We start from the raw sequence: 14,460 nt of genomic DNA on the forward strand, positions 1-14,460 counted from the left end.
CGACCGCTCCGGGATAAGTCCGGAGCGGTCGCTTTTTGTTCTATAATTTAATCACACTATTTTTTCTTGGTACCTGCCAGGCTGGGTTCCTTGGAAATAGCAATCAAGTCGGCCAGAATACGCCCGGTTTCGTTGACATACACATCTTTCTTCTTGGTTTCGGCCTGAGCGGTGGTACTTTCCTCCGCATCGGGGTCTACTTCTGACTCACCCAGCTGGTTGAGGGCCGCCCGCTTTTTCTCGGCTTCTTCGCGTTCTTTTTTACGCTTCGATTCCTGCAGAGATACGGTTTTTTCCTCCCGCGCTTTCCGGAACGTGGCCAGGTCATCCGACAGCTTTTTCAGCTCATCGTCGCTACGCAGGCGCTGGTTGTACTTTTCTCTCACGTTAGCGACCAGCTTATCGCTGATGTTGTTCGTTACCTCAAAGCGGGTGGAGGCAATCTGATCCCAGGGCAAAGCGCTGGTTTGTGAACCTTCACCGTATTCGTTCAATTTGAAGGCGGTAGGTAGCTCTACGTCGGGCATTACACCGCGCAGCTGCGTACTGCTACCGTTGATCCGGTAGAACTTCGCAACGGTCATTTTTACCTGACCCAGCTGCTCACTTTCTTTGGGCATCCACTGGTTCAGGTCAATCAGGGTCTGAACGGTACCTTTACCGTAAGTTTGCTCACCTACGATCAGGCCACGCTTGTAGTCCTGAATGGCCGCGGCAAAAATCTCAGAAGCCGAAGCACTGAAACGGTTTACAATAACTGCCAACGGACCATTGTACAGCACCGATGGATCGGTGTCAGCCTGTACTTCAATTTCGCCCATCGACTCTTTTACCTGCACTACCGGGCCTTTGTTGATAAACAGACCCGTCAGCGAGATAGCCTCCGTCAGCGATCCTCCTCCGTTATTTCGCAGGTCAATCACGATACCGTCCACTTTCTCGGTTTTCAGTTCTTCGATCAGTTTCTGCACATCACGGGTAGTACTTGAAAACTCCTTCTCCCGCTGCTGGGCTCCTTCGAAGTCACGGTAGAAAGCGGGGATATCAATAACCCCTATTTTATATTCTTTGTCGTTTTGCTTGATAGAAACAACTTCTTTCTTGGCTCCCTGCTCTTCCAGCTTTACTTTTTCACGCACCAGCCGGATTTCTTTGGGCGGGGTGTTAGGCAGCGCGCTGGCTGGCATTACCTGTAGGCGAACTACCGTACCTTTGGGTCCTTTGATCAGCTTTACAGCGTCATCCACAAACCAACCCACGATATCCACTATTTTTCCATCGTCTCCCTGAGCTACTCCGGTAATACGATCTTCTTTTTTCAGCTGCTTACCCTTGAAAGCCGGACCACCGGGAATAACATCCACAATTTTAATATAATTGTCCTCTTCTCTCAACAACGCCCCAATTCCTTCCAGCGAAAGACTCATGTCCTGCTTGAACCGATCGGCTGAGGTAGGTGACATATAGCTGGTGTGCGGGTCCAGCGACTCGGCAAAGGCATTCATGTACATCTGGAATACCTGCTCGCTGCGGATTCGCTCCAGACCACGGTCGCGGTTTTTATAGCGGTCACGCAGGGTAGTTACCACGGCTGAGTCAGCCTTACCCGAAAGTTTCAGGTCCAACGCTTCGCTCTTGATGTACTTACGCCAAATGTCATTCAGCTCTTCGTTGCTTTTAGCCCATTCCACTTTTTCACGATCCGTATTCAGGGTTTCATCCTTAGAAAAATCGAATGGCTTTGGCTCGCTGAGCAACTTCTGTATGTATCCGCTACGCTCCTTATACCGCTGCCGGAAAAGGTTATAAATATCGTAAGGTACCTGAAGCTCACCCTTAGTCAGGAAATCGTCGAAAGAATGCCTGTATTTTTCAAATTGAGCCACATCAGAGGCCAGAAAATACATCCGGTTGTGGTCAATATCACCCAGGTACTTGTCATAAACTACAGACGAAAGCGAGTCGGTTAATTTTGTTTTGCGATAATGATAATTACTCAAAATGCGGGTCACCAGGGCCTCCGCGCGAAACTGCGACGCGGTGGGTTGCAACTCCTCCTCTATAGCAGTACTCGACGACGACGACAGCTTATCGCCGCGCTCGGGCGCAGGTCGCTGTTGCCATCCCAGCAACACCACAGGTATCAGGGTGATCAGGTACTTTCTCATATAACTAAAAACTATTTAAGGATTTCTAACAATTCTACTTCAAATACGAGAGCAGAATTAGGTCCAATCGCGGGGCCGGCAGCACGCTCACCGTACCCCAGTTCCGAAGGAACATATAATTTCCACTTCGAGCCAACGGGCATCAGTTGCAGAGCTTCCTGCCAACCTTGAATTACCCCATTAACCGGAAACTCCACCGGCTCGCCTCGCTCTACTGAACTATCAAATACTGTTCCATCAACCAGAGTACCGTGGTAGTGCGTCCTGACGCGGTCAGTAGCAGCGGGCTTTGGTCCCTCTCCCATTTTAAGTACTTCATACTGAAGGCCACTGGCTGTGGTAGTCACTCCCTGTCTTTTCTTATTTTCTTCCAGGAACTGCTGGCCTATTTTCTGGTTTTCACCCGACTTCAGGGCAGTTTGCTTGTGAAAATATTCTCCAATGGTTTTGTTGGCCTGCTCGGCTGTCATCGCGGTAGTTCCTCCTTTCAGCGTTTCGTTGATCGCTTGCATCAGGAGAGCCGTATTGATATCCGATAGTCCCTGAGACTTGAGCGATCCGGCCACACTGACCCCAATCGCGTACGCTACTGAGTCAATGGTACTCGTCATAGTAAGAGCCGGGGTAGCACTGGCTGCGGGTCTGGCGGCTGATTTTGTAGCTGCGGATGCGGGTTTAGTAGTTTTTTTGGGAGTTTGCGCCATCACAGTCCCGGCCAGTAAAGTAGCACAGGCTACGGTAGCAATCACTGATTTCAAATTGAGGTACATTCGGAATATTTAAGACGAAAAAAAATGGATTAGCAATTGATTGGCTAAAAAACGAAATCAATTACTTAAAAAACACAACTTATACCTAAAAAAGTTTGGTGGAGTAAGAATAAATAATGATTGACGGCTTAAAGGCGGGATAATCGGGCGACCCCGGTCTCAACTTAGAAAAATCTAATTTTAAGGGTGATGTTTTTTTGAATGTACTATCTGTTATAAAAAATAAACCACTAAATTTGCGGCATATTTCCAGAATATTTCTACAAAACTCAAAATAAGTCAATTATATTATGGTATCTGTAAGACCAGACGAAGTTTCAGCTATCTTGCGTGAGCAGCTTGCTGGCGCCAAATCAGAGGCTGAACTCGAAGAAGTAGGTACTGTGCTTCAAATCGGTGACGGGGTAGCACGGATCTATGGCCTTTCAAAAGTACAAGCAGGAGAGCTGCTGGTATTTGAAAATGGTTTAAAAGCCCTGGCCCTAAACCTTGAAGAAGATAACGTAGGAGCCGTATTGTTGGGCGACTACAGTGAAATCAAAGAAGGTGACACCGTAAAACGTACCAGTGAGATTGCCTCCGTTAAAGTGGGTGATCAAATCGTAGGACGTGTAGTAAATACCTTGGCCGAGCCTATTGATGGTTTAGGTCCAATTCAGGGAGAACTGTTCGAAATGCCCGTTGAGCGTAAAGCGCCGGGGGTTATTTTCCGCCAGCCCGTAAACGAGCCCCTCCAGACGGGTATTAAGGCGATAGATGCCATGATCCCCATTGGTCGTGGCCAGCGCGAATTGATCATCGGTGACCGCCAGACCGGTAAAACGGCCGTTGCGATTGACGCCATTATTAACCAGAAAGAATTTTACGACAAAGGCGAGCCGGTATACTGTATTTACGTAGCCTGCGGCCAGAAAGCCTCTACCATCAAGCAGATTGAGGCTACACTGCGTCGCTACGGCGCTATGGATTATACGGTCATTGTGGCGGCGGCGGCTTCTGATCCTTCCCCGATGCAGTTCTTCGCTCCGTTTACGGGTGCGGCCATTGGTGAGTACTTCCGCGATACCGGACGTCCCGCCCTGGTTATCTACGATGACCTTTCCAAGCAGGCCGTTGCCTACCGCGAGGTGTCGCTGCTGCTCCGTCGTCCTCCCGGACGCGAGGCGTACCCGGGTGACGTATTTTACCTGCACAGCCGCCTGCTGGAGCGTGCCGCCAAGATTGTAAATGACGACTCTATTGCCAAAGACATGAACGACCTGCCGCCTTCACTGGCTGGTAAGGTAAAAGGAGGTGGTTCACTGACGGCCCTGCCGATCATTGAAACCCAGGCTGGTGACGTGTCGGCTTATATTCCTACCAACGTTATCTCGATCACCGATGGTCAGATATTCCTGGAGTCGAACCTGTTCAACGCGGGTATTCGTCCGGCCATTAACGTAGGTATCTCGGTGTCCCGCGTGGGAGGTAACGCCCAGATTAAGTCCATGAAGAAAGTAGCCGGTACCCTTAAGCTGGACCAGGCGCAGTTCCGTGAACTGGAAGCTTTCTCCAAGTTTGGTTCAGACCTTGATGCCGCTACCAAGCTGGCGATTGACCGGGGACGCAGCAACCTGGAAGTGTTGAAACAACCTCAGTACAGCCCGGTACCTGTTGAGCAGCAAGTGGCAATCATTTACGCCTCTACCAAAGGTTTGCTGGATAAAGTACCCGTGACTCAGGTACGGGAGTTTGAAAAGGATTTTCTGGCTGTTCTGGCGGCTCAGCACAGCGATACGCTGGCGGCTTTGCGCGCCGGAAAGCTGGACGACAGCATCACGGGCGTTCTTGAAAAAGTTGCGAAAGACGTTTCGGCTAAGTTTAAAGCCTGATTTGAAATAACCTAATACATAAGCAACAGCAGGAAGAGAGCGGTACGTGCAGCCCCTGCATTTCCCTCTCTTCTGCTTTAGCCTTCCACTTTTAGTCTACGCATGGCAAGCTTAAAAGAAGTACGCAACCGGATTGTTTCGGTTAACTCTACGCAGCAGATCACCAAAGCGATGAAAATGGTGTCCGCGGCCAAACTGCGGCGAGCTCAGGATAGTATTTTACAAATGCGCCCCTACGCGCAAAAATTAGGCGAAATGCTGGCTACGGTATCAGCGGGTACCGAAACTGCCACCGAAAGCCCCTTTTCCCGAGTACGTCCCGTTGAGAGAGTACTGATCATAATGGTAACTTCTGACCGTGGGTTAGCCGGTGCCTTTAACAGTAACATTATAAAGGCCGTAGTAGACCGCATCCGGACCCAATACGCCGGACCGGCCAGCCGGGGTAACGTGGAGATATTGGCGATTGGTAAAAAAGGGGGGGAAGGTATGGCCCGCCGTGGTTTTAAAGTGGATACCCGCTTTATGGACCTGTATACCCGCCTGAGCTTTGTTTCTGTCAAAGAAGCCGCCGAAGCAGTAATGAGCGCCTATGCGGATGGCCGGTACGACGCGGTAGAACTAGTGTACAATGAGTTCAAGAACGTAGCTACCCAGATTATCCGGACCGAACCTTACCTACCTATTGCTTCGGCCCAGGAAACAGCTACTACCCGGACTTCGACGGTTAACTATATTTTTGAACCTTCGGAAGCGGAAATCGTAAACGAGCTTATACCTAAAACTTTGAAAATTCAGCTGTACCGGGCTGTACTGGAATCTAATGCCTCTGAGCACGGAGCCCGTATGACAGCTATGGACAAGGCAACTGAAAACGCTCAGGAGCTTTTGAAAGAGCTGCGCCTGGTATACAACCGTACCCGCCAGGCTGCCATCACAAAAGAAATCCTCGAAATTGTGGGGGGTGCCGAAGCGTTGTCGGCCTAGTAGCCTACAGAAGATAAGAGTAGTAACGGGACAGGCTATGACAGCCTGTCCCGTTTTTTTTCAGAGCCAACTATCCCGGGTACTTACCTGTTACCTCACCGTCGAACCGACCAACTAAATACCGGATAGTGAAAGTTATTTGCAGCCTATAAAATGCTATCTTTAAAAAAGCGTTTATTCCGAAAGGTCCACTACCTAACTATTTTCATCAATTTTATCTTTTTCCTATGCGAAATCAAAGGTTTTTTCAGGTCGTCATGGCGGCCTTTTTTGCACTGATACTAAGCAGCGCTTCGGCCCAGAACGTTGAAGAAATTATTTTTAAACATGTGGAAGCCATGGGCGGAGCCGAAAAGCTTTCCAGCCTCAAAAGTATGAAGATTGAGGCCTCCTTGCAGCTAATGGGGATGGAAATACCGACTACCACGACTATAGTACAACAGCGCGGTTTCCGAAGCGAAACCGATATTCAGGGTACCAAGATAATCCAGGCCATAGACGGAAAAACCGGCTGGAGCATAAACCCGATGATGGGCCAGAACGCTCCTACTCCCTTACCCGACGAAATGGTCAATGCGATGTCGGGACAAATTGACCTGACGGGTCTTCATAACTACATGGCTAAAGGGTATAAAGCTGAGCTGATAGGCGAGGAAACGCTGGAAGGAGCACCCGTTTACGTGGTAAAAGTGACCAATACTAATGGCATGGTTATTACAAATTATATTTCCAAAGATACCTACTATATACTGCGTACGCTGGTGAAAGCAACCGTGAGCGGACAGGAAGTAGAGACCAAAATGACCCAGTCTAACTTCAAACAGGTAGATGGCATCACCTACCCCTTTTCGGCCGAGATAGAATCGCCTGCTATGCCCGGTGCCATGACTATGGTTGTAAAATCGGTTCAGGTTAATCCGGTAGTGGATGAGAGCATTTTTGCCATGCCCAAAAATTAAATCCAACGCCCGTTCTTAAAGCCACCGGTCTCATCGCCGGTGGCTTTTTTTGGCAGGAAGGAGCACTTCAGCTCCCCAGGAATAGAACTAATTCCCCAATTGATGGTACTTTAGGCGCTTCTTCGAAATGGAACGATTGTTTCAGTAGTTCAACTCATATATTTTATGAGTTGAACTAAAAAGATACAGCTATGACACGTAGAAGAGGAGAACCCGCCATACCTGGCACCGCCAAGGAACTCATTGAGCCCCCGGTTTATACTTCTTACCCCACCAATACCCCCCCTACTACTCCCCCGGCGGAGGACCCCAGTATTAACCACAGTAGTGAGGAAGATGAGGAAAATACCACGGATGAAAAGGAATAACTTTCTTTTTCACTCACAGCCAGTTACAGTCCCGCACCTATACGGTGCGGGATTTTTTTACGTATAAGCAAACTTTTTTGGAATTTTGTATGTATATACACTAAATGTATTAACATTTAAAAATAAACCCCTATAAAAGTATGGAAACCGCAGTAAAAACTACCTGGGCTATCGACCCCACTCATTCAGAAATTCAATTTAAAGTAAAGCACCTGGTTATCTCAACCGTTACGGGATCATTCAAACAGTTTGAAGGTACCGTAGAAACCGAAGGTGAAGATTTCTCAACCGCGCAGATTCGGTTTTCGGCCGATATAGCCAGCCTTGACACCAACCAGGAGCAGCGTGACCAGCACCTGCGGTCCGCTGATTTTTTTGATGCTGAAACGTACCCCAAACTGACTTTTGTTTCTACCGGCATCGAAAAAACCGGAGAAGATAGCTACAAAGTAACTGGTGATTTTACTATTAAGGGCGTTACCAAACCCATAGTACTTACCGCAGAGTACGGTGGAAGTATGGTAGACTTCTACGGAAACCATAAGGCTGGTTTTGAAATTAGCGGTAAAATAAACCGGAAAGACTTCGGCCTGACCTGGCACGCCGTAACCGAAGCCGGAGGGGTAGTAGTGGCAGATGAGGTAAAACTGGTTATAAATGTACAGGTAGCAAAGCAATAAACGTATACAACTATTGCTTTGCCTTATTTCCGGGCACAGGCTTTCCAGCCTGTGCCTTTTTTTATTGGCTTTTTCCATTGGTTTAGTCCCCTGAAGCTCATACCTTTAAGCCGAGCTACGCCTCAATCCCTGCCCTATTCCATCTTTTCCTTTTTCCTAAACCCTGTTTGCAATGAAAACACTTTTAAAGATTCTGGCTGTATTTCTTGGCCTGGTAGTAGTAGCGGCCCTTGGTGCTGCGGCCTACACCACCTATGTGCTCCCCGATGTTGACGAGGCCCCTGAGCTTACCGTTGAACTTACTGCCGAGCGTATTCAGCACGGCGAGTACCTCGCCAACCACGTTATGCTGTGTATGGATTGTCACAGCCAAAGAGATTTTACCAAATTTGCCGGTCCCCTTGAAGCCAGTACATTTGGTGCCGGTGGTGAAGTGTTTGACGAAAGCCTGGGATTTCCGGGGACTTTTTACTCCCGGAACATTACCCCCGCCCGCCTCAAGGACTGGACCGATGGCGAAATATACCGAACCATTACTACCGGGGTAAACAAACACGGCAAATCGTTATTCCCGGTTATGCCGTATAAAAACTACGCTCAGGCCGACCCGGAGGACATCAAAGACGTAATTGCCTACCTGAGAACCATTCCGGCAGTAGAGAGCGAAATTCCAATGTCGGAGCCTGCCTTTCCTTTTAATTTTATCCTGAATACCATACCGGCCAACGTAGAGCAGCCGGGCAAGCGTCCGGACCCCAGCGACAAGGTTGCCTACGGCCGCTATCTGGCAAATATTGGTGCCTGTACCGAGTGCCACACCAAACCCGACGCCCAGGGAAACAAGCTTCCGGGTATGGAACTGGCTGGTGGCTGGGAAATGGGCGTTGGAAACGGACGGGTAGTCCGGACGGCCAACCTGACCCCCGACAAGGAGACCGGCCTGGGTAACTGGACCGAAGAAGCCTTTGTGGCTCGTTTTAAAGCGTATGCCGATAGCTCGTATTCACCACAAACGGTAGGTGAAAAAGATTTTCAGACTATTATGCCCTGGCTCATGTACTCCAAAATGAAAGAGGAGGACCTGAAAGCTATTTATGCCTACCTGCGTACCGTCAAGCCTATCAAACACAAAATAGAGAAGTTCTCCATAACAGAGCCCGTGGCTATGAAGTAAAGGATTTTTTACAACAAAAGAGCCCATCCTGATGCAGCGCATAATCAGCTGGCCGGATGGGCTCTTTTGTTATTTCTTACTATATACTACTGCTTCAGGAAACCATATTTCAGGATGCAGTACAAAGCCCGGAAGCCATCTTTCCAGTTTATTTTTTTGCCTTCATCGTAGGTACGTCCGTAGTAGGAAATACCTATTTCGTATATACGTATCCGCTTAACCCGTGCTATTTTGGCCGTTACTTCCGGCTCAAACCCAAACCGGTTTTCCACCAGTTCAATACTTTTCAGAATTCGCGTATCAAACATTTTATAGCAGGTTTCCATATCCGTCAGGTTGAGATTGGTCGCCATATTGGACACAAACGTCAGAAACTTGTTGCCAATGGTATGCCAGAAGAACAGGATACGGTGGGGCCTGCCCCCCATAAACCGTGAGCCGTACACCACGTCCGCTACGCCGTCGATCATGGGTTTTAGCAGCAAATTAAACTCATTGGGATCATACTCCAGATCCGCATCCTGTACTATGCAAACTTCCCCCGTTGCCTGCTGAAAGCCTGTCCGTAGCGCCGCGCCTTTGCCCCTGTTTATATCGTGCCTGAAGTACTTGATGTCCTGAGTCTGCCGGTGAAGATTCTGGTAGGAAAGAATCTGCTCCTCCGTATTATCCTGCGAACAATCATTTACAATGATAATCTCTTTGGTAATGGAGTTAATAAGTTGTACGTCCTTTACTTTATCCAGAACCGTCGTGATGGTTTTACCTTCATTGTAAACGGGAATAATAATGGACAATTTCTTAATTGGATTCATATAGGCAGAAATATGGAAAATATCAATTTGTTGTTACCCTACCGGCTTCGCTGATTGTACTGACGCTGGCTTTTATACGGAAGCCTTGGTCAGCTAAGCAGATGAATACCCTCAGTCAGGTAGTATACCAGATATAGAAAAGAAACCAGCAGTATGGAAGCGCTTCCGGCATAAAACAAAAGCGAAGAGGTTTTCCGGACGGCTTTCAACCCGACATACAGCAGCCACATGACCGAAAAAAACGCCTGCAGAAACAACCGGGACTGAAAACAAACCCAAACGTTGTACTTCAGGCCCGCAATGATAACCAGAATGACACTCAGCAAAAGAATACTTAGCCAGGCTCCTTCTTCCAGCTTTTTGGCAAACAGGGAGTCACTGCTTTCTTTCATAGTACGTAAAAAGCGGACGGAGGAAACGCTCTTTTTCAAAAACCCCAGGATAATAAGCAGCGAAGGTACAAGCCCCACCAGATAAATCAGGCTGCCTATGTACTTAAACGACGTACGTGACCCCAGCTCAAAGCCGTTGAATGGCTCGGAGAATTTATACCAGAACGTAGCGTAGAAAATAATGGGGTATACATGTTCGAGAAAAGGATCGCCCTGAAAAAAGGTAGGGTTCCTTACCAGCCTCTTCAGATTAAAATAGTAGATACTTTTAAGACCCACGTAGGTATCGGCCGGCATGTACTGGAAGAAATCTATGTTATGCACAATGGGGCGTCCCTCGGCGTAGTAGTTTTCAATGTACTTATAAGAGCCAATGCTGAGCGACAGAAAGCCAAAAACCAGCAGCCGGAATACGATAATACGGGTCGCGGTTTCTTTTTTCCAGAGCGAAAGCAATACTACCATACCCAGCACCGGTCCAAAAGCCAGGAAAGTACCTTTGGTCAGCAGGCCCAGGCCCATGACAACGGCCAGAGCCACTTCGTTGGACTGGGTGGGCTTGTAGATATACCGGTGCAGCAAAAGAAATAGCAGAGAACCTATAAAAAAAGTAAGGGTATCGTTGGAGACGTAGAGCGAAAAGGTAACGTAGGAGTGGAGAAAAATAGCCAGTAAAAAACTGATATTACGCACCAGCACATCAGAAAACAACTTCCTGGCCAATAGGTACAGAATGTACAGATTACCCGCCGAAAGCAGCAGGGACAGGAATTGCGTAACCTTTTGGCTGGTCAGGTGGTCAAACAGAAAAAAGGGCGTTGCCAGCAGGTAGTACAGGGGGGGATGCATAGCACAGAACACCTCCCTCGTTAAGGGTAGCCGCCCCCTTTCAACTATAAAATTTATAATCTCTCCGTGGGCATCAACACCGAAGGGGGGCAACGTGATATAGAGAAACACCCTAAGCAAAATTCCAAACAGGAGCAAATACTTTAAAGCTTCTTCTCTTTTAAAAAAAGTAACCAATGACTTAAGGAGTAGTTTGTGGTGGTTAACTAGGGTAACAAGAAAGACAAAAATATAGAATTATAGTAAACTGTTACCTATAACCCTCCAGCGGCAAAAAGGTTATGATCTATTTTACTAAAACGTATAGTGAAAAAAATTGCCGTTATTTCGGGCTGATTTGGCTAAGGGGGATAAAAACATCTGTCGTCCTTTAATTGTAGTATTGATAAAAAATACCTTTCCCTTGATTATTGAAACGCGCGCCTACGCCCGGGCTGGTCTTTTGGGCAATCCTTCGGATGGTTTTTTTGGAAAAACACTTTCCATTTCCGTACGTAACTTTGGCACCTCGGTGTCGCTTTACGAGTCACCCGAGCTTCACATTGAACCCGAACCTCAGGATGGAAGTACCTTTAGAAGTATCTTTCACCTGCGCGACTCGGTAAGTATGCTGGGGTACAACGGCGGTATTCCCCTGATTAAAGCGGGAATCAAAAAATTTGGAGACTACTGCGAGGAGCAGGGTATTCGCCTGCCTAACCGCAACTTCACGGTTCGCTACCGCTCGTCTATTCCCCGGCAGGTAGGTATGTCGGGTTCCAGTGCCATCCTGGTTGCGCTGTTCCGGGCGCTCATGCAGTTTTACAAGGTAGAGATACCCATCGAAATACTTCCCTGCCTGGTACTGTCGTCGGAGTCGGAAGAACTGGGCATTGCGGCCGGCCTTCAGGACCGCGTTATCCAGAGCTACGAAGGCTGCGTGTACATGAACTTTGACCAGGAACTACTCCGGCAACGCGGCTACGGCGAGTACGAGCGGATAGATCCGGTCCTGCTTCCCAAACTGTATGTGGCTTACAATACGCAGCTCAGTAAAGTATCCGGAAAAGTACACAGTGACGTCAGAGCCCGCTTTGACCGCGGCGATGCCGACGTAGTACAGACCATGGGTCAGATTGCCGGATTGGCCGAAGAAGCCCGCACGGCCCTACAGGAAGGCCGCCCCGACGACCTACATGCTTTGATGAACCAGAACTTCGACCTGCGCTGTACCATATACAAGGTATCGGACACCAACAAGCAACTCATCAACGCCGCCCGCGCCTGCGGCGCGTCGGCCAAGTTTGCCGGCTCGGGGGGAACCATCATAGGTACTTATCGCGACGACGACATGCTCAACCGCCTCTTCGTGGAGCTAAAAAAATACAACGCCCGCGTTATCCGACCGTATATAGTATAACTTATAGTTAAAAGTGAGAAGTGAAAAACGAAAAACAGATAGAAAGAAGAGAATTTGGTAATTCCTGTCAATAATTAATTAATTCAGAAGTTTAAAATCTTAACTAATTTTAAAATGATGGAAGTAGAGAGGAGTAAGGTAAAATAGTACTAAACGTTGTACTTTCCTCCCTTCCTGCTTTCCTCCTTTTTTACCTACCAAAAAAATGATTCGTAAAGCCGTTATACCCGCCGCCGGACTTGGTACCCGCTTTTTGCCCGCGACCAAATCTATGCCCAAAGAAATGCTCCCCATTATTGATATACCCACCATTCAGTACGTAGTACAGGAAGCAGTGGACTCGGGCATTGAAGATATTCTGATTATTTCGGGCAAAGGCAAGCGGGCCATTGAGGACCACTTCGACCGCAACTTTGAACTGGAAGCCCGCCTGGAAGAAAAAGAAGACCAAGCCTGGTATACCGAAATGCGCCGCCTGGCCGACATGGCCAATATCCATTTTGTGCGGCAAAAAGAGGCTAACGGTCTCGGTGACGCCATTTACTACGCCCGCCACCACGTGGGCAACGAGCCTTTTGCGGTCTTACTGGGTGACACCATCATGGACTCGGTGATACCCGTTACGCAGCAACTCGTTGATACCTTCGAACAGTACGGTGGGTCGGTGATAGCCGTTGAAGAGGTACCTCAGGATAAAGTAAACCGCTATGGTATAGTGGGAGGTACTTCACTAAGCGACACCATTATGGAACTGACCACCCTGGTCGAGAAGCCCGCGGTAGCCTCAGCACCCTCCAACCTCGCCATTGCCGGACGCTATATTCTGACCCCCGAAATATTCCAGGCCATTGAGCAGACACCCAAGGGCAAAAACAACGAGATTCAGCTCACTGACTCCATGCTGCTCCTGCTCAAACGCGAGAATATTTATTCGCACCTGATCGAAGGCAAGCGCCACGACATTGGCAATAAACTCGACTACCTGAAAACCACCGTAGAGTTTGCTCTCAAGCGTAAGGAATTCGCCGCTCCGTTCCGGAAGTTTCTGGAAGCGTTACTGGCGCAGCAGGAAGCGTAGGTCAAACAGGTACTTTCACCTTCGGGACTGTCGAATAGAAAAGTCAAAACATACCCAAAACTGTCGACTACAAACGACAAAAAAGGCAGGTACCCGCGGGTACCTGCCTTTTTTATACACTACATCTAAACTAAAAGCTAACTCCTGATAACCTAACAGCTACTTACCGGCGGCCTTCGCTTTTGGCGCGGGCCCGGATACGGGCCGCCCGGTTTTTACTGTCGGGGTGAGTAGAAAGGAACTCAGGTACCCGTCCGCCTCCGGCTTTGGATAGTTTTTCGAACGATGACGCCAGTGGCAGTACACTATAGCCGTTTTTCTTCAGGAACTGGTAGCTGTAATCGTCAGCCTCGGTTTCCTGATTCCGGCTGAACGAAGCGCCCAGCAGGTAATCGGCTACGCCCCCTATTTCCGAACGGGAAAGGTCGCCCAGGGTACCGGCCTGCGAAGCAACCGCGTTACGTACCGCCGACCGCCGCAGGGCGCTCTTCATGGCATCATGTGAATCTTTATTGACCACGTGACCAATCTCATGGCCAATAATGGCCAGGATTTCCTGGTCGGTCATGATGTCCATCAGCCCTTTGAAAACCCGCACACTACCGTCGGCGGTGGCAAAAGCGTTTACTTCCGGTACCAGGTACACTTTATAGTTGATAGGTATACCGCTTACGGTACGGTGGCGGCTCACAATGCGGTTCAGGCGCTTGGTATAAGGGTCATTGGCACCCGCTACCTTGTTCTGGGCGTCCATTTGTTGCACGGCCTGCCGCGAATACTGCGCTACCTGCGCGTTGGTCAGCGTTAGCGACGTGAGGGCGTCTACTCCGGCCTTTACGGCGTGGGGATTCTGAGCCTGCGCTACCGGCACTGCCAGCAGTCCCAGCACTACTATATATATACTTGCTATTCGTTTCATGATTCAGGTGTTTAGTTAAAAACAAAAGTCT

At 48.7% G+C, this 14,460-nt stretch carries 13 protein-coding genes; 8 read left to right on the top strand and 5 right to left on the bottom strand.

The window, feature by feature from the left end:
* Positions 1-56: 56 nt before the first annotated feature.
* Positions 57-2,168 (bottom strand): carboxy terminal-processing peptidase, encoded by a 2,112-nt coding sequence (locus tag VGN67_RS08565; RefSeq protein ID WP_327486389.1) that lies wholly within the window; start codon positions 2,166-2,168, stop codon positions 57-59.
* 11 nt (positions 2,169-2,179) lie between these two features.
* Positions 2,180-2,938: an FKBP-type peptidyl-prolyl cis-trans isomerase gene (locus VGN67_RS08570; RefSeq protein WP_327486390.1), complete on the bottom strand. Its 759-nt coding sequence runs from the start codon at positions 2,936-2,938 to the stop codon at positions 2,180-2,182.
* Positions 2,939-3,228: 290 nt separating this feature from the next.
* On the opposite strand from VGN67_RS08570, the gene atpA reads away from it, so the two are divergent.
* The 6 genes from atpA to VGN67_RS08600 all read left to right on the top strand — a co-directional run bounded on the left by atpA (position 3,229) and on the right by VGN67_RS08600 (position 8,977).
* On the top strand, positions 3,229-4,809 hold the full coding sequence (atpA, locus tag VGN67_RS08575) for a F0F1 ATP synthase subunit alpha (protein ID WP_327486391.1): 1,581 nt from the start codon (positions 3,229-3,231) through the stop codon (positions 4,807-4,809).
* A gap of 102 nt (positions 4,810-4,911) precedes the next feature.
* Complete coding sequence (atpG, locus tag VGN67_RS08580) at positions 4,912-5,796, top strand: ATP synthase F1 subunit gamma (protein ID WP_327486392.1); 885 nt, start codon at positions 4,912-4,914, stop codon at positions 5,794-5,796.
* A gap of 227 nt (positions 5,797-6,023) precedes the next feature.
* Positions 6,024-6,755 carry an outer membrane lipoprotein-sorting protein gene (locus VGN67_RS08585; RefSeq protein WP_327486393.1) on the top strand — a complete coding sequence of 244 codons (732 nt, stop codon included), beginning with the start codon at positions 6,024-6,026 and terminating at the stop codon, positions 6,753-6,755.
* 191 nt (positions 6,756-6,946) lie between these two features.
* Complete coding sequence (locus tag VGN67_RS08590) at positions 6,947-7,123, top strand: hypothetical protein (RefSeq protein WP_327486394.1); 177 nt, start codon at positions 6,947-6,949, stop codon at positions 7,121-7,123.
* 140 nt (positions 7,124-7,263) lie between these two features.
* Positions 7,264-7,803 carry a YceI family protein gene (locus VGN67_RS08595; protein WP_327486395.1) on the top strand — a complete coding sequence of 180 codons (540 nt, stop codon included), beginning with the start codon at positions 7,264-7,266 and terminating at the stop codon, positions 7,801-7,803.
* Positions 7,804-7,975: 172 nt separating this feature from the next.
* Complete coding sequence (locus tag VGN67_RS08600; RefSeq protein WP_327486396.1) at positions 7,976-8,977, top strand: cytochrome C; 1,002 nt, start codon at positions 7,976-7,978, stop codon at positions 8,975-8,977.
* Positions 8,978-9,063: 86 nt separating this feature from the next.
* On the opposite strand, the gene VGN67_RS08605 is transcribed toward VGN67_RS08600, so the two are convergent.
* Entirely contained in the window at positions 9,064-9,792 is a 729-nt protein-coding gene (locus tag VGN67_RS08605; protein ID WP_327486397.1) for a glycosyltransferase family 2 protein, read from the bottom strand.
* An 89-nt stretch (positions 9,793-9,881) separates the two neighbouring features.
* Positions 9,882-11,033, bottom strand: a complete 1,152-nt coding sequence (locus tag VGN67_RS08610) for an ArnT family glycosyltransferase (RefSeq protein ID WP_327486398.1) — start codon at positions 11,031-11,033, stop codon at positions 9,882-9,884.
* A 403-nt stretch (positions 11,034-11,436) separates the two neighbouring features.
* Here VGN67_RS08610 and VGN67_RS08615 point away from each other — a divergent pair, with 403 nt between their 5' ends.
* Both VGN67_RS08615 and galU read left to right on the top strand, forming a co-directional pair.
* Positions 11,437-12,432 (top strand): GHMP kinase, encoded by a 996-nt coding sequence (locus VGN67_RS08615; protein WP_327486399.1) that lies wholly within the window; start codon positions 11,437-11,439, stop codon positions 12,430-12,432.
* A gap of 205 nt (positions 12,433-12,637) precedes the next feature.
* Positions 12,638-13,510: a UTP--glucose-1-phosphate uridylyltransferase GalU gene (gene galU / locus VGN67_RS08620; protein WP_327486400.1), complete on the top strand. Its 873-nt coding sequence runs from the start codon at positions 12,638-12,640 to the stop codon at positions 13,508-13,510.
* Between the two features lie 163 nt (positions 13,511-13,673).
* Here the strand turns inward: galU and VGN67_RS08625 are convergent, their stop codons facing one another.
* Positions 13,674-14,429 (bottom strand): M48 family metallopeptidase, encoded by a 756-nt coding sequence (locus VGN67_RS08625; RefSeq protein ID WP_327486401.1) that lies wholly within the window; start codon positions 14,427-14,429, stop codon positions 13,674-13,676.
* Positions 14,430-14,460 lie beyond the last annotated feature (31 nt).

Source organism: Telluribacter sp., assembly GCF_035998675.1.
Classification (GTDB): domain Bacteria; phylum Bacteroidota; class Bacteroidia; order Cytophagales; family Spirosomataceae; genus Telluribacter.